The sequence below is a fragment of the Algoriphagus lacus genome (assembly GCF_003583985.1).
GTDB lineage: Bacteria > Bacteroidota > Bacteroidia > Cytophagales > Cyclobacteriaceae > Algoriphagus > Algoriphagus lacus.
Window position 1 is genome coordinate 1 of sequence record NZ_QXML01000005.1, and the last position, 16,239, is coordinate 16,239.

Annotated in this window: 15 protein-coding genes and 1 tRNA gene; 7 read left to right on the forward strand and 9 right to left on the reverse strand. The window is 40.2% G+C overall.

Annotated features, from left to right (window positions below; translation table 11 throughout):
• The 9 genes from D0X99_RS10895 to D0X99_RS10935 all read right to left on the reverse strand — a co-directional run.
• A partial coding sequence (locus tag D0X99_RS10895) for a cadherin repeat domain-containing protein (protein WP_147392222.1) occupies nt 1-1,865 on the reverse strand: 1,865 nt, incomplete at its 3' end.
• Nucleotides 1,866-2,027: 162 nt separating this feature from the next.
• Nucleotides 2,028-2,753, reverse strand: coding sequence for a LytR/AlgR family response regulator transcription factor (locus D0X99_RS10900; protein WP_233553699.1), 726 nt, complete (start codon nt 2,751-2,753; stop codon nt 2,028-2,030).
• Nucleotides 2,754-2,925: 172 nt separating this feature from the next.
• Nucleotides 2,926-5,142, reverse strand: coding sequence for a histidine kinase dimerization/phosphoacceptor domain -containing protein (locus tag D0X99_RS10905; protein WP_119477867.1), 2,217 nt, complete (start codon nt 5,140-5,142; stop codon nt 2,926-2,928).
• A 351-nt stretch (nt 5,143-5,493) separates the two neighbouring features.
• Nucleotides 5,494-6,282 (reverse strand): DJ-1/PfpI family protein, encoded by a 789-nt coding sequence (locus tag D0X99_RS10910; RefSeq protein ID WP_199708071.1) that lies wholly within the window; start codon nt 6,280-6,282, stop codon nt 5,494-5,496.
• A gap of 59 nt (nt 6,283-6,341) precedes the next feature.
• Nucleotides 6,342-6,983: a TVP38/TMEM64 family protein gene (locus D0X99_RS10915; RefSeq protein ID WP_119477869.1), complete on the reverse strand. Its 642-nt coding sequence runs from the start codon at nt 6,981-6,983 to the stop codon at nt 6,342-6,344.
• Nucleotides 6,980-7,717 (reverse strand): SDR family oxidoreductase, encoded by a 738-nt coding sequence (locus tag D0X99_RS10920; protein ID WP_119478149.1) that lies wholly within the window; start codon nt 7,715-7,717, stop codon nt 6,980-6,982. The genes D0X99_RS10915 and D0X99_RS10920 overlap by 4 nt, the downstream gene beginning before the upstream one ends.
• Nucleotides 7,718-7,861: 144 nt before the next feature.
• Complete coding sequence (locus tag D0X99_RS10925; RefSeq protein WP_119477870.1) at nt 7,862-8,605, reverse strand: hypothetical protein; 744 nt, start codon at nt 8,603-8,605, stop codon at nt 7,862-7,864.
• A 91-nt stretch (nt 8,606-8,696) separates the two neighbouring features.
• Nucleotides 8,697-9,257 (reverse strand): Crp/Fnr family transcriptional regulator, encoded by a 561-nt coding sequence (locus D0X99_RS10930; protein ID WP_119477871.1) that lies wholly within the window; start codon nt 9,255-9,257, stop codon nt 8,697-8,699.
• A gap of 25 nt (nt 9,258-9,282) precedes the next feature.
• Nucleotides 9,283-10,176: an SDR family oxidoreductase gene (locus D0X99_RS10935; protein WP_119477872.1), complete on the reverse strand. Its 894-nt coding sequence runs from the start codon at nt 10,174-10,176 to the stop codon at nt 9,283-9,285.
• Between the two features lie 122 nt (nt 10,177-10,298).
• On the opposite strand from D0X99_RS10935, the gene D0X99_RS10940 reads away from it, so the two are divergent.
• The 7 genes from D0X99_RS10940 (at nt 10,299) to D0X99_RS10970 (ending at nt 16,149) form a co-directional block, all read left to right on the forward strand.
• Nucleotides 10,299-10,643 carry a winged helix-turn-helix transcriptional regulator gene (locus D0X99_RS10940; protein ID WP_119477873.1) on the forward strand — a complete coding sequence of 115 codons (345 nt, stop codon included), beginning with the start codon at nt 10,299-10,301 and terminating at the stop codon, nt 10,641-10,643.
• 322 nt (nt 10,644-10,965) lie between these two features.
• Nucleotides 10,966-11,535: a Crp/Fnr family transcriptional regulator gene (locus D0X99_RS10945; RefSeq protein ID WP_119477874.1), complete on the forward strand. Its 570-nt coding sequence runs from the start codon at nt 10,966-10,968 to the stop codon at nt 11,533-11,535.
• 87 nt (nt 11,536-11,622) lie between these two features.
• Nucleotides 11,623-12,177 carry an SRPBCC domain-containing protein gene (locus D0X99_RS10950; RefSeq protein WP_119477875.1) on the forward strand — a complete coding sequence of 185 codons (555 nt, stop codon included), beginning with the start codon at nt 11,623-11,625 and terminating at the stop codon, nt 12,175-12,177.
• Nucleotides 12,178-12,189: 12 nt separating this feature from the next.
• A complete protein-coding gene (locus D0X99_RS10955) occupies nt 12,190-13,005 on the forward strand; it encodes an SDR family NAD(P)-dependent oxidoreductase (protein ID WP_119477876.1) in 816 nt (271 codons plus the stop codon).
• A gap of 826 nt (nt 13,006-13,831) precedes the next feature.
• The gene (locus D0X99_RS10960) at nt 13,832-14,113 is read left to right on the forward strand and encodes a hypothetical protein (RefSeq protein ID WP_119477877.1); all 282 of its coding nucleotides are present in this window, start codon (nt 13,832-13,834) and stop codon (nt 14,111-14,113) included.
• A gap of 292 nt (nt 14,114-14,405) precedes the next feature.
• A tRNA-Pro gene (locus D0X99_RS10965) sits at nt 14,406-14,479 on the forward strand.
• 248 nt (nt 14,480-14,727) lie between these two features.
• Nucleotides 14,728-16,149 (forward strand): alanine/glycine:cation symporter family protein, encoded by a 1,422-nt coding sequence (locus D0X99_RS10970; RefSeq protein ID WP_119477878.1) that lies wholly within the window; start codon nt 14,728-14,730, stop codon nt 16,147-16,149.
• Nucleotides 16,150-16,239: the final 90 nt, after the last annotated feature.

Below are 16,239 nucleotides of genomic sequence, written 5' to 3' on the forward strand. Positions count from 1 at the left end.
TCCAAGTCGGAGGTAACACTTCCCTCCTGCACTGTGTAGGTAAATACCAAAGCCGTGGAGCCAGAACCTGAAAGATAACTAGCTAATCCATCAGTCAGACCCGTTTCCAAGGTAAGTGTTGGAGTTCCTCCTGATGTATTCACGACCAAAGGCTGACTGAAATTAATCACCACAAAAATCTGGTCTCCAATATTGTAAAAGCCATTTACGTTACTCGAAGTCACATTGGTGACCACTGGGCTAGGCACAACCACTGTAATGACAAAGGTCTTTTCAAAAGACTCTCCTCCTTCATCAGTGACTCGTATACGGATAAAATAGTTTGATTTATTTTCAAAGTCCGGACTTGAGTTTATTATAAGGTTGTTTCCCGAGATAGTGAAAGCTGAATTGTCATCACTTAATAGTCCAGCTGAAAAAGAAAACGTAAATGCGGTATCACCATCGGGATCGACAGCTGAGAAAGTTCCCACCGCCGAATTGGCCGCGACATTTTCATTGATGCTGGTCGATGAAAGAATTATATCCGTAGGGGCATTATTGATGGAAACCACTTCTATGGTCTTTGAGGCAACGTTACTATTAAAGCTACCATCATTTACACTTATTGATATAGTTTTGTCTCCAAGAACTGGGGTGATAGAACTGTTTCTATAAGTTACAGCTCTCATTGCAGCCTGCATCTGTGAAACACTGGCAGTTCCTCCAGCTGAGGTAAGTGTTAATGCTCCTGTACCTGCATCAAAAGAAGCAGTGATATTTCCGAAAGTACTAGGGTTATTATTGGTAAATGAAAGAACGTCTTGCACATATTGATAACCAGAGGTTATTTGAAAAAGCGCTGCAGCAAAAGTTGGATCACTGGATTCTAAAACAAGATTTGGATCTATAGGAACGGGAGGATCACCTCTATCAAAAATTGTCTTTCCTCCACTTGCAGTTAATACAGGAGGTTCTGGAACATCGGAAACTGTAATTGGATTATTCTCCAAATCGGCAATAGTAAGTGCAGGATCTGCCCCGCTCAACCAGTCTTCTAAGGCCTCCAGATTGTATGTAGTATTGTCTCCTGAACTGAGCCCGTTTTTATTCAGTAAGGAACTGAGTCCTAAACGATCCGAAGCGGATAAGGTAAGGTTAAATGTGGTGCTGCTGCTGATTTCAGCATTAGGGGTATCGGTGAGGGTATAGGTACCATTACCTTGTCCTCTAATTCTGATACGGTTAGTAACCACGTCATTGCTTGCTCCCGCTGCACTAACAAAGCGAGCACCAGTAACCACCAATTGACCAGTTGATGCGTTATAAGTAGCTGAACTGATGCTCGGTTGGACAACAAAAGCCGGTCCGTGGGAAAATTCATCAACAAATAAACTGAGGTTAATTCCCTCAATCTCGATCACATCGACATTATAAAAATCAGGATTGTCAGGAAAATCTTTTAGCCCATTAAAATCTAAATCCAGTCTAATACCTGTTGGCTGTCCATCTTTAAACCCTCTAATCGTACCAGAAGATGAGCCTGAGTTAGATCTTAAGAAAATACCTAAAAGCCTGAATTCCGATCCGTTTTCAGTAGAGATCCTCCATCTCGTAACTGGATTGGGATTGTCAGTGGTATTACTGAGGGCAATGGAGTTTTGAAAACCCAAGTTAAAAGGAGGTACTACAGGTATGATATCATTGTTATTCGGAGCTAAACTGGAAATTGAAAAAATAAACCCATCCTTTAGAAAAGATCTCCCCAATGATTGATTTGTAATTAAATCATTAAAACCAATGGTTTGTTGAGAAAAGGATTTTTGGGAAAGAATAGAAAGGAAAGTCCCAAGGAATAAAAGAAAAAGGTATAAAGGTTTTTTCATCTATGTTTCTAAATTAAGATTGCGTGTTGGAGGTATTAATAGAACAAATGGCAAGAACGCTCACCATAAATGAATGTACAGCGGTGTCCCGATCTCCGGATCCTCTCTGGGATTAAAACACAATAATTGTGAAAGAAAGGCTAAAAAATGTTGTGTACCTTTTTACAGCATTTTGATTTGTTGTAGAAGCCAGCTGTATTGGCTGCGACTAATCGGAATCTCTTTCCCTGAGATACTTACTGACTCAGCTTGGATACTGTCGATTTCGGCCAAGTTAATTATAAATGATTTGTGAATTCGCGCAAAGCGATTCGTGTCCAGCTTTCCTTCAAGATCCTTCAAAGTAGCCCGAACAACAAATTTCTTATCCTTGGCAAATACTTGCGTATAGTTGGCATCAGCTTCTAGATAGATGATTTCTTGAAGTTTTATTTTAACCAACATGCCATTGTTACGAATAAACAAGCTGTCATTTAGGACAAAGTCCTGTGAGGTGTCCGGGTCATTTTTTCTTGCTTGCTCTTTGGAAAAGTTGGCCATTGCCAATTCGATACCTGCTAAGATCTCCTTTTCATTGAAGGGCTTCACCAGATACCCGTAGGGATTTACTTCTTTGACACGATTAATGGTATGGATGTCTGCATGTGAGGTCAACATGATAAAAGGTAAACGGTAATTCGCATTGATTTCTGCTGCCAACTCAACACCATCTTTGCCTCCTTTGATTTGGATGTCCAAAAGGGCAAGGTCAGGTGACTTTTCTTCTATCAAAGCCAACGCTTCCTTACTACTGATGGCGATGCCACATACTTCGTATCCCAAATCCTCCAGAATCTCTTTTAGGTCTTCTGCGATGACAAGCTCGTCCTCTACAATTAAAATTTTCAATTTACTCAATTCCTTAGCGGTCATTATGGTAATATGGTACCTTTTTTCTTCCGTTTCACTTCTTTCATTGGGTAGCGATTCAGCTTATCAACAGAATTTATTGGTGTCAGTGTATGATTTGGATTTTATAGCTGAGTAGTAAAGAATCAAAGGTTCGTTTTGTTTAAACTTCTTAAGCCGCGATGGAAGGTTCCATAAAGTCAATTTCGAAAGTAGTCCCCGGTTGTATTCTGATCTTAAGCTCACCGTGGATTTGCCTGGTGAGGGTTTTTACAAGTTTAAGTCCCAAGGATTTTGTGTTTTCAATATCCAGATTTTTGTCAAGACCAATTCCCGTATCTTTTACCAACAGCTTGTAGGAGCCGGGTTCTTTCCGAGAAAAACTGATGTTGATCTCCCCGTGTTCCCGATCTTCAAAAGCGTGTTTAAGTGAATTAGACAGCAGTTCATTGGTGATCAATCCCAAGGGAATTGCCATATCCATATCCAAATTAATGTTGGCTGCATCGATGTTGATTTTGATGTCTTTGTCTGATCGATAGGTATGGGTCAAAAACTCACTCAACTGCTCCATGTATTCCTGCATGTTGATTTTGGAAAGATTCTCGTATTGGTACAGCTTCTCGTGAATTAGTGCCATGGTTTTCACTCTGCTTTGACTCTCCTTCATGGCATCTTTCATTTTTTCATCTTTCATGCTACGGGTTTGCATGCTGAGCAAACTGGAAATGATCTGAAGGTTGTTTTTGACTCGATGATGGATTTCCTTCAAGAGCAGTTCTTTTTCGGCATTTTGCTTCGCAATTTCGCTGTTTTTAATTTCCAGTTCTTGATTGTGCTTTTTGCGTAGGGTAGCTTGTCTGAAAAAGAGTCCTGACACACCCAACAGAATCACCAATCCCACCCCACCCAGGTAAATCTGTGCCTGTTGCTTTTCTGCCCGCAGGTTCTGCAGCTCCTTTTCCTTTTCCAAATCAGCTATCGCCTTGTCTTTTTTCTCTGTTTCGTAAAGGGTTTCTATCTCTGCCAATTGTTTATTTTTGGTTTCATTGAAGACAGAGTCGTTGTAAGCCTGGAAAAGTGAAAGATTTTCAAAGGCTTTTTTGTAATCGCCACTGCGCTGATAGGCTTCTGCCAAGCCTTGGTAAGATTCCCTAAGGTCTACAGCAATGTTGAGTTTTTTCCTAATGACCAGTGAACGCTCCAAATAGTCCATGGCCAATTTGCTATTCCCTAATTTATTGTAGGCAAAACCTATATTAAAAAGAAAGCCTGCATAATCTTGGGATTCTTTGTCGTTAAATTTTTCCAGAGCTTTTCTGAAGTAGGTGATCGCCTGCTCATAATTTTTCCTTTCAAACTCAACATTGCCTAAGGTACCATAAGTAATGCCGACTTCTTGGGTGAATCCTTGCGGTTCAAAATAGCTGAGGCATGCTTGAGCATAATAGACCGCAGAATCCAAATAGGATGAACCGAGGTGGTACATGGCCAAGGATGAATTAACATTGGCAATGTCCATGAGATTTTGGGTCTTTTTGAGGAAATATTTGGCTGTCAATAGGGCTTTGTATTCTTTTTCTAATTCCCCTTTATATTGATAGACTACCGCTAATTTGTAATGCATCTTACCTATGCCAGACTCGTTTTTGTTATGTTCAGCTATTCTGAGTCCTTTGAGGAGCTCACTCAGACCTTCATCCTGTCTGTTGAGGTAGCTGAGTGCGATTTGTTTATTTAGGTGCAGCCCTACCCATCGGTTGTCCATGGAGTCTAGGTAGGTGCTTAGGAGTGAGTCTGTTTTCAGGAAATAGTCGAGTGCTTTCTGATTTTCGGATAGTTGAATGTAGGCCAACCCGATATTTTCATAGACGCTGGCTAAAGAAGGAATGTCTTTATCCTTTTCAAAAATCGTTAGAGCTTCCCGGTAGTTAAGAATGGCCGAATCAAAGTAGCCTCCTTTTTCCTGCATGATTCCGATGTTCATGGTCATGCCCGCTGTCTCGTTTAGCATCTTTGCAGCGGCGTAATTTGCTTTAGCTTTCTTAAAAGCCTCCTTTGAGCCAATGATGTTTCCTCTATAAAATTCCAAGGATCCTAGCCCGCTCGCCAAATTTCCCAAAACCTCAGGGTAGGATACTTCAGATGATTTTTTTAGGGTAGAAGTAAAAAAATCAAAGACTTTAGGATCAAGCTCTTCGGACCCCTTTTCTGTGATGTAAGAAATTGTTTTGTTGGCTTCCTTTGCGTTTTTGGCCTTTATTTGAATCCAAAACTGCTTTTCATAATAAGAAAGTGAATCCTGCGTCCAGGAATTTCCCTGAGCCAGTACTTCGCTAAATTGAAGAAGCCCCAGCATGATGAGGCAAATTTTTAAACTACGTTGCATGAAAGGTTGGTTAGCAAAAAGGAGTTGAAAAAATCTTTATGTCATTGGTAATTCAACAAGTTACAAAGAAAAAAAATTAGGATAATCCGCTCCTGACCTAGTGGGGTTGGATAGTCGGAATAATAAATCAATCAAAGAGTTTTCCTCCAAAATATCTTATGTTGAATTTGTCACAAAACTCTTCATTACAGTTTTGAGCTTGTTTGCAGAGATCCTTCTGTATTTTCTTAGATAACTTTTTCGAACTGATGGGGATTTTAAAATTGAACTTGGGTTCTAACAAAATTGCAAATCTAGGAAGGACAAATCTTTATTATAAAAAATAAGAGGCTGTCCCTTATAGGAGATAGCCTATTTCATTTCACCAAGTAACTTTAAAAACAGCTCGTTAAACTCCTCACTGGAATAGGGGTTTTGACTGGTTACCAAATTCCTATCCCTTCTTGCAAAACCTTTACCAGGCCCCCCATTTTCATATTCTAAGGCCAAATTTTTCAGTTGCTTGGCAATTTTACGGTTTTTGGGTTTCCCTTTCATGATGAACTTTTCAATGTAAAATTCCTCAAAAGGTGAAACCGAGTTAACGGTGTAACCTACAAATGGATTCTCGTTTTTAGGGATGGTGGTGATTAGGGCAGGTGCATGACAAATCAACCCAATTGCTTTTTTGTCTTCGGCAAATGCCTTTAAAAGTGCTGGTGTGTTGCTATCATAAATCAAATCGACCATAAGCCCTTGCCCACCGGGAATCACCAATGCCATGTACTCATCTTGCTTTTCCAAGGCTTTTTCCAAAGGCATGGGATTGGAAAATTCATTGTTGTTTTCCCAGAAGTCCATCGCTTCGGGCTTTAATTCAAGATTGCCTTTCCAATACTCATCGTCAATACTTTCTTGGTCAATAGTAGCTTTTTTTCCTGTTGGAGTAGCATAATCTATGTCAAAGCCCGCATCGGAAATGGCTTTATGTGCAAAATAGAATTCATTCAGGAACACTCCAGTCTGACGTTTCTTTTTGCCTTTTTTGAGTAAAAGTGTATCAGCTTCGCTTAACACAAAGAGCACTTTTCCATTTTGAGCAAATGTTGACATGGAAATAAACAATGCGAATACTGTGGTAATAATATTTCTGCGTTTCATTTAAACTGGATTTATGTGAGTTAAATAATATAGGGTTTCTTATATGGTTACGTTGGTGTTTAGTTTCGTTTTCTGTAAATGAACCATGCTAACCAAATCACCAGGTAAAGGCCTATCATGGTATATATGGCGGGTTTTGGGTTTTCAAAATCACTGATGGAACCCGAATAGGCAGCAATCAGGGCATAGGGAATACTGTTGAGAGTCCAGGCCAGATAAAATTTGGAAAATTTCATTCCAGTCATTCCGGCCACACAAGCGCATACTTCAGGGAAAATGGGTGAACTGCGGCTCAGTAATATCATCGACAAACCATACTGGACAAAGTGTGCTTTAGCGTCTTCTCTTTTTTCTTCAGAACGGACGATGATTTGTAGAATACTTTCTCCAAAAGCCCTGCTCAACCAATAACCAATCAATCCTGCTGATAATAGACCTATTGATGCACTCAATCCTCCCCAAGGAAATCCCAGGAGATAACCTGAAAGAATGCAGATAGTAAGGGTTGGAACGGCAATAAAAAGATCGACAGCCAAAAGAGACACCACCGCCAAGCCCACATACCATGGATTGATGGTGGTTGCTGCCTCCAACCAAGTTTTGATGTCATCTTCGGTGAGAACTCCAGATAAGCGGATAATCAGAAAAGTAGAGGCAAAAGCTAGGGACAACACCAAAGTTATCTTCAGCAATGCTTTCATTTTTCACCCCCATTTTTCATGATACCTTCTGCCAAAGCCGGGCTTAATCGGTTTATAAGCTTTAGGAGTTTGACTTTACCGATGTTGACCTCAAACTTGTCTTTTCGAAATGCGGTGATAAATTCCTCTGCCAACTGCTCAGGGGTGATTTTTCCTGAACCCCTTCCAGCTGTCATCCGAGTATCAACCAAGGGAGGGATAATTTCAAACACTTTTGTAGTTTCCAGTTGATAGCGCAATGCTTTCGAGAAAATATGAATACCTGCTTTCGTACCACAGTACACCGGGGCTTGTTTCTTAGGAACTAGCCCTAAACCAGAAGACACATTGACAATGGCAGCATTTTTATTGGCATTGAGCGTGGGCAAAATCAAAGCAATGAGTTTGATCGGAGCTAAAAAATTCACGTTAATTTCCTGTTCTATTTTGCCCAACAGTTGCGATTCTTCAGCAAAATGGTAGTTGAACTGAATCCCTGCATTGTTGATTAGAATGTTCGTGTCTGGGTGCTGCTGCTCCACGATCAGTATCAATTCATCCAAATCTTCCGCTTTGGAAATATCGCAAACAAGAGGGATGACCCGCTTATCCTGTTTCGCCATTGCTTGCAGCTTTATTTCGTTTCTGCCTACGGCAATAATTTGGTTGTCAAGGCTTAAAAACTTTTGGAGCAGTGCTTCTCCAATGCCTTCCGTAGCACCTGTAATGAGGATTTTATTGTTATTTAATCTCATGGTTTTTAATTGGTTGGACAATCGGTACCTGTTTCCAGTCCGGATGAGTAAAAAAGGATTAAAACGTGGTGTACAGCCTTCAAATTCCATTGGGTCACCATCAAGGAATTGCAGGTTGATGAGGGGCAATCCTAATATTAAGTGCTAGAAAACTTGGTTGTAAGTGCGGCGAGAACCTCTGGTGGCGACTAAACTTTGTATGTTTCTTTGAAATTCAACAGGATCATCATTGACACCAATACTTTGCTCTGATACCCGGGAAATGGCACCCTCTACCTTGGCAGACCAGCCAAACAATTCAGATTCCTTAAACAGGATGTTGACGTTGGGATAGACAATCTTTAAATCAACCCTTTCTGTTTCAAAATTTAAAGAAGCAATCGGTAGGATGCTGTCATGGTAAAAATCACTGACTAAGGCAACTCCGAAACCAAAAGTGAAATCGGAATTTTCTCCAATGGCATAATTCATCAGGAATAATCCGAAAGGAAACAAGACTTTAGCGTCAATGCTATTCCGCAAGTCAGAACGCGCCATGATTCCAGCAATAGCGATAAGCTCTTGCCGTTCAGGAATACCTGCTCTGACACTAGCTGAACAGCGTGTGTCGTGTAAATTCTTGGAGAAAAAATGATTGTTAAAATCTGGACTAAACCCAAAATCTGAAAACCTAGAGTAAAAAGCGTTAATCAATTTTATCTTTTTGCCAAGGGTAATGGGAACTTCAAAGTTTGTTTCCAAACAGTTGACATCTAAGTGTCCACTACCACTTTCGGGATTGGTTAAATGCAGGGAAGTATACTTGAAGTGGATGGGATCTTTTAGAGCCTGCCCTGTTGTTTTCAGGTGAAAGAAAAAGCATAGGAACAGTATGGTGACGTATTTCATTTAGAGGTTCTTAAAATGATTACATCACAAAGATTAAGGCTCTTCAAAACGATTCCATTTACATATGTAAAGGAATGAAGTGGAAGAAAAATTATTTTTTCGCCCTTATCCTGCTGAGTTGAGTAGGGCTTACTCCTAAATAGGAAGCAATATGATACTGAGGGATAAGCTGCTCTAAAGTGGGATGTTCCTGTTGGAAGATGATATAGCGTTCTTTGGCTTCTAGCGTAACCAGTTCGATTTCCCGTTTTTCTTTTCTCACAAAAAATTGCTCTGCTAAAATTCTGGCCAAGCGTTCTACTTGTGGATACTGCCCGTAAAGCATGGTTATTTTCTCATACTCCGCAACTAGTAAGGTGCAGTCAGTCAGACAATCAATGTCAATCAGGTTTTTCTCCTTTGTGATTAATGCGGAGTAGGCACCCACAAAATTGTTCTCGGTAAAAAATGTTTTATTGTATTCCTCCCCTTTATCGTTGCTGTAATAAGCCCTCAAAACGCCCGATTTCACAAAGGCTATATTTTTGGAATATTCCCCTTTCTTGGCAAAAACTGTCCCTTTTTTGAGTTTAATTTCTGAAAAAAGACCTAGTAAACATTCAAGGGTTACTGGCTCGAATGGAACGACATGATTTAACGATTCTTTTAGCATTTGGCATTAAGTACATTTCAAAACTTTAACTAAATGATTCAATATTTTGAGAAACCCATTCTTCAATACTGGTCATTTTAACTGGAAGTTTTTCTAGAACCTCAGATAAGCTATGTGAATGCATGATTGGGTATTGTTTGGTATCAGTTATTTCCTGATACATTTTTTCTGCACCTTTTCCTGCACCTTCACCAAAGAGACCTTCCAGTATTTTACCAAATTCCCTTGGCGGCATTTGACGATATTGGACAGGTTTATTCAACGCAATGGAAAATTTATTAGCCAGTTGACGACCGGTTAAATTTTCTACTCCACTAATTTGAAATGACTGACCAGCTAAATGAGGACTATAAATAGCCTGTGCAACAAATTGAGCCACATCTTTAGTTGCAATCCAGCCAATAGGCATTTCTTCAGGTGTTGGGTAAGTAACAGTGTCATCGTTTTTTACAAATGGTGCTGTCCAAGGTCCCAGAAGATTTTCAGCATATACAGATGGTTGGATAATAATGTTAGGGATACCACTATTTTTTAAATAATCGGCTATATCAATTCGGACATCCATTGCAGGATTACCAATTTTAATTGGAAGAATGTAGCCACTCGTATTCCAAACTAAAAGCTTAACGTTATTTTTAACCGCTGCGTCAATGGCATTCTTGGCATATTCGTATCCATCAAGAGGATTCGCCAAAAAGAAAGGAACCAAAAAAGAAATCGCATCGATACCCTTCGTGATTTCAACAAGCCGTTCTTTGTCGGACATATTGGCAAGAACTGTTTCTGCACCAGCCTTTGTAAGCAAATCTATTTTTTCAGGCTGGTTGGTAGTCGCTAAAACTTTTGCTCCTCTGTCCGTGAGAGCTTTAATCACAGGGAATTGCTGTGAACCACCTGCACCATAAACTAATACTTTCATGTTTTTTTAATTTTGTTGTTTGTTGATAATGAGGCAAAGATATTTACCTTCACTATACAAAATATACCACTATACCAAAGTATACTAGTATCCTTTGGTATAGCGACCTAAAAATCAGTTAAATGAAGTCGCCAAAAGAAGAATGCGTTGAGTACATACGTCCAGTAAGAGATGTATTAGACATTATTAACGGTAAGTGGAAGTTGCCCATACTTATTGCCTTGTCTTTTGGAAATAAGCGTTTTAAAGAATTAGAAAGAGATGTGGAAGGTATTACGCCAAAAATGCTCTCCAAAGAATTAAGGGATTTAGAAGTAAATCAACTGATTATCAGAACTGTCTATGACACCATTCCTGTAACGGTTGAATACAGTTTGTCGGATTATGGGAAAACTTTAGATGACGTAATTACAGCTCTGAGAGAATGGGGCAAAAAACATAGGTCTAAATTATTCGTGAAGTCTTAAGGATTGTAGGCTTAGGGCTACATCTAATCGGGTCAGGCCAGGGAATTTCGCCCATTTGAGCAGACGGTGATTGAGTTGATTCCATGCTTCACTCCTAACCTCTCATCGAGTTAGGGTAGGTCAGCTGTCCTCTACAAATAGGGTTGAGCAACTACGCTATTTAATTCAATTGGCCGAACCACCTTTGGATTCCCAGCTCTATGAATTCCTCCAATATCCAGGACTTGGAATTGCTGCTTACAAATGGTCCCGGCAAAAGCATTCCTTTTCATTTGATGGTTTCCATAAGCGGAATTCAGTAGCTTAGAAATTTATACCAGGCATGTTCGATTCATTCAAAAATGCAATTCTAAGCCTGATCCAAACCGATCAACAGGAATTGGATCAGCTTATTTCCCTTTGCTCTTTTCAGAAATTCCGAAAAAACGATTTCCTCAGCCAACCCGGAAAAGTCCCACAGGAAGTGTTTTTTATTTCAAAAGGACTTTTGCGGGTAGTAGTTACCGATTCAAAAGGCGTGGAGCACACGATCCATTTTGCATCTGAAAATCAATTTGTAGCCGATTACTCCAACTTTTTGTTACAACAACCCGCCATGTATACGCTTCAAGCTTTGGAGCCCTTGGAGGCAGTGGTCATGACTCGTCAAGCAATTGATTGGGGATACCAATTCATGAAAGAAGGTGATAAATTCGGTAGAAAAGTAGCTGAGTTCTATTTTGTCTATCAGGACAACAGGGTCAAAAATTACTATTCCCGAACACCTAAAGAGCGGTATGAGCTGATGGAGAGCATTTTTCCACAAATCCACAACCGCGTGCCCCAGCATATGATTGCCTCCTATCTTGGAATCACCCCGGTACATCTCAGTCGTCTGAAAAAAGAGCGCTGAACGGGATTGGTCCTCCAAAGTCTAAACAAATGTTATCGTTTGGTGCCTGAGGTCAGGAATACCTTTGAAAGGTAAACTTTAGACACCATGAAAATTATATTTATCGGACTCCTATTCCTTGTTCCCTGGAGCATTCCACAGGCCCATACCCAATCCATTTCTGACCTCAACTGGCCGGCAGGATTTTCTCCTGAAGAATCCTCCTTTTATGTTGAAAATCAAATTGAAATTCAGGCTAGTCCGGAGCAGGTATGGAATGAATTAATCCAGGCAGAAACCTGGTCAAACTGGTACTATGGGGCATCGGAAGTAAATTTACTGGATGACAATCCGGGGCCTGCATTAATGCCTAACTCTAAATTTTCCTGGAAAACCATGGGGTTGGAGTTTATATCGGAGGTTAGGGAATTTCAACCCAATACTCAACTAAGCTGGATTTCAAGCAAAAAAAGTATCCAAGGCTACCATGTTTGGCTTATTATTCCCACCGAAACTGGATGTCGGGTCATCACAGCGGAGAGCCAAAACGGGTGGCTGACTGTGATGGAAAAACTTTTTCAACCAAAAAAGCTCTATCAACAACATGAAGACTGGCTTTACCTGTTGAAAACCCGAGTGGAGCAAAAAATCATCCAAAACTAGTCCTGTCCAAGTATGAATATCCAAGAAAAAATAGCCTTTCTGGACAGTTATGGCCCATGGGCAGTGGTCACAGGTGCCAGTTCCGGCATAGGAAAAGCTTTGGCATTGGAGCTTGGTAAAATCGGATTTGATGTAGTGCTGGTAGGTCGGAATAAGGCTGCGCTTCTGGAGTTAAGCCAAGAAATCGAAACAAAATTTTTCACCCAAACCAAAATAATTGAAGCAGACCTAAGTCAATTGGAGGGAAACCGGAAGGTTCTCCAAGCCACAGCGGGCATAACAGTTGGTTTATTGGTTGCTTCAGCTGGTTTTGGCACTTCAGGAAAACTGCTTGACAATAATCTGGAGACGGAACTTGAAATGATTCAGGTCAACTGCCATTCACCTCTCATTCTTAGCCACAGTTTTGGTCAGAAAATGGTTTCAAGAAGAAAAGGAGGAATCATTTTCATAAGCTCGATTGTAGCTTTTCAAGGAGTGCCTTATGCTGCAAATTATGCGGGAACAAAAGCCTACATCCAAAGCTTGGCAGAAGGATTACATCGAGAGTTAAGTCCCTTCAAAATCGCAGTTCTAGCGGCAAGTCCTGGTCCAGTTGGAAGTGGATTTGCTAAACGTGCCGGAATGGTCATGGGAAACACGCTAAAGCCAGATGAAATTGCAGTACCTATTCTTTCTGCACTAGGTAAAAAAGGGACTGTTTACCCTGGATTTTTAACCAAGTTTCTCACCGGATCACTTTCCTTACTACCCCGTTGGGGAAAGGTTAGAGTTATGGAATTGGTTATGCGTGGATTCACCAAACATCAGTCCACGTCAATTAATTAATCTTTGAATCAAACCTATTATCGCCGATTGGATTTAGATTAAAAGCACTACGACTGAAAAGATTAAAAAATCCGAACAAGAAAAATTTGAATCACTCAAAATGCTTTTCCGATGAATTTAGAAATGGAATTTTTCCTTTTTTGATGTTTTCCCAATGAAGCAAGTAGAGCAGTTGTTTTATTGGCCTTTTTTAAGAAAAATCATCAAATCCTTTCACTGCTGCTTTTTTATAACCACTGTTATTCATTGAAATTAGCTCCATACTCCGATTCTGACGCTCCTCCCCTTCCCTCTCCCGCCGCAGGTGAATGAATTTATCGGCAGTTAGGCAGTTCATCAATAAGGTCCGAATAATTCCTTGAACAGCAGAGTCATCATGGTGTAAGTCCGGTAACTTCAGGTAGTTTCAGAAAGACTTTGATCATATTTCTGGCTAGCCTTGTAAAATGGCACAATGGAATAGACCGCTAGTTTCAAATCGGCATCTTAATATTTATTGACCCCAATCAGGGTTAGAAATTGGTTAGCTAAGAGTTCTATGGGGAGGGGGAATCTTTAACCATAGCCCATAAAAAATCACTATTCCGTTCCTGCAAAAAAATACTCCTGTTATTCCTTTACCTTAGGCTACAGGGGATCCATTTGACTGGTTTTGTTTTCAAACAATAAAAGGAACGACAAAGTCATAAAAAAAAAGTTTTTCACATACATGTAAATGGGTCTATTCCTATCTGAATGGTTATCCCTCTGGTCTTACCGTAATTAAATTTGCAAGGCCAAAGTAACCCGGATAATTCAAATTCTTTTAATTAAACCTTTAGGATATATGACTTTTAAACATCAAGTACACTGCGTTATTCTAAAGGAAATTGCAGGTCAAAAAGTACTCACACACATTTGCGGCAAAAATCAAAAAGGTGAAATGTGGAATATTGGTATTGAACAAGCTGCATCCGGAATAGCCACAGGCATGTGGGAGTTTTTTATTGTCCATGATTCCAAACATATCCCACTTGAATTTGCCCAGACTGAAATTGGAATTTCACTTACCACCTCAGGAACTCCCCAAAATCTGTTGTTGGAATTGACCCCTTGCAACATACTTTAGTGATTCAGTTTTCTTCCTGCCAATCAATTAATCAAGCCTTTCAATTAAGGCTCCCCTAAAAAAAGTCAAAAAAGACAGTGAAATAAAAACAAAAACCGAAGTAATAAATTTGGAATTGGGATTCGAAATGCTACTTTTGCACACATCAAAAATATGGGCAAAAATTCTTAAGCGTAAAAGTCGGCGTACCTGATTTCAAGCTTAAAAATCATGCTGATAATCAATGAGTTAGAGAGAAGGTTCATTTCCCCCACTCTCTGCAAAAGTCAAAAGAGTCTTTTAAATAATAGTTCGGGGTGTAGCGTAGCCCGGTATCGCGCCACATTTGGGATGTGGAGGTCGTAGGTTCGAATCCTGCCACCCCGACTTAGTTAAATCAAGCCTTTGGAGCAAATCCAAAGGCTTTTTTTATTGCTCCTAGCTATGGGATTTCCACCCCCGTTCCTTCTTGGAAAAATCCATGCTTCGAATCTCCAATGAGAATTCAGTCACAAATTGTGAATGATTTTTTCTTCCCCTTTCATCAAGTTTTTTTCAATTTTTCCAGCTTAAACCAACAAATTGAAGCCGAAAGGACAGGAAATTGATTTTTAAATAAAAACAAACCACAATTCATGAAGGAAATAATCGATACAATCAATGGCATAATCTGGAGTAATGCATTAATCTTTCTGTGTTTGGCAGCTGGAGTTTATTTTTCTTTTTCCTTAAAATTTGTTCAGGTAACCTATTTCAGGGAAATGATTCGGTTGTTGTTTGGTGGGCAGGCATCTGATAAAGGAGTTTCCTCTTTTCAAGCTTTTGCAATAGCCATTTCAGGCCGTGTGGGTACAGGTAATATTGCAGGGGTTGCCACAGCCATCGCCATGGGCGGCCCGGGTGCCGTATTTTGGATGTGGGCAATCGCCTTTTTGGGAGCCTCATCTGCATTTATAGAATCCACTCTTGGTCAGATATACAAAGAAGTGAATGATGGACAATACCGGGGAGGCCCATCCTACTACATCGAAAAAGGGCTTGGAATGAAATGGTACGCAATGATTTTTGCCTTTGCTACGATCTTGAGTACGGTAATTTTTCTCCCGGGTGTACAGAGTAACAGTATTGCTCTCAGCGCAAAAAATGCCTTTGACCTTCCTGTTGAATACACAGGTATCGCCATTACCATCTTTTTGGCTTTAATCATTCTCGGAGGAGTTAAGCGAATCAGCAAAGTGGCCGAAGTGGTAGTACCATTTATGGCATTAGCCTATATCCTGATGGCGTTGATCATCATTTTTATCAATATTACCGAGGTACCGTCAGTTTTCGCCCTAATTTTCAAATCTGCCTTCAATTTTGAGGCTACCTACAGCGGGGTTTTTGGAATGGCAGTAGCCTGGGGAGTGAAGCGGGGAATTTACTCCAATGAAGCTGGGCAGGGTACTGCTCCGCATGCTGCAGCAGCTGCTGAAGTTAAGCACCCGGCAAACCAAGGGCTGGTTCAGGCTTTTTCAGTCTATGTGGACACCCTGTTCGTATGCACAGCCACTGCATTTATGATTTTATTCACAGGGCAATTTAATGTTGTAAATCCAGAGGGTGGGTTTATTGTTGAAAATCTTCCGGGCGTTCCTTATGGTGCAGAATACACGCAGTATGCTATTGCCACCCATTTCCCGTCAATTGGAAAAGGCTTTGTGGCAATTTCATTGTTGTTTTTTGCGTTCACTACCATAATGGCCTACTATTTCATTGCAGAAACTAATCTTAGTTATCTGACTCGAAATAAATCCTCCAAGTGGGCAATTCGATTACTGCAGGTGGCAATTTTGGGAGCAACTTTTTACGGATCTGTCAAAACTGCTGAAGTTGCTTGGACACTGGGTGATATTGGGGTTGGGCTAATGGCTTGGTTGAATATAATTGCCATTTTACTCCTTCGTAAACCAGCATTTAAGGCCTGGGAAGACTACAAAAAGCAAAAGAAAGAAGGGAAAGACCCTGTATTTGTTGCCAAGAATGTTGGAATTGAAAATACCGACTTATGGAAGTAATTGGATGTCAAAGGTATCAAAGATCCCAACCCGGAAACTTCAATATTATTGAATCATGTTTTGGTTTCAATAATTCAGAATTACTTTATT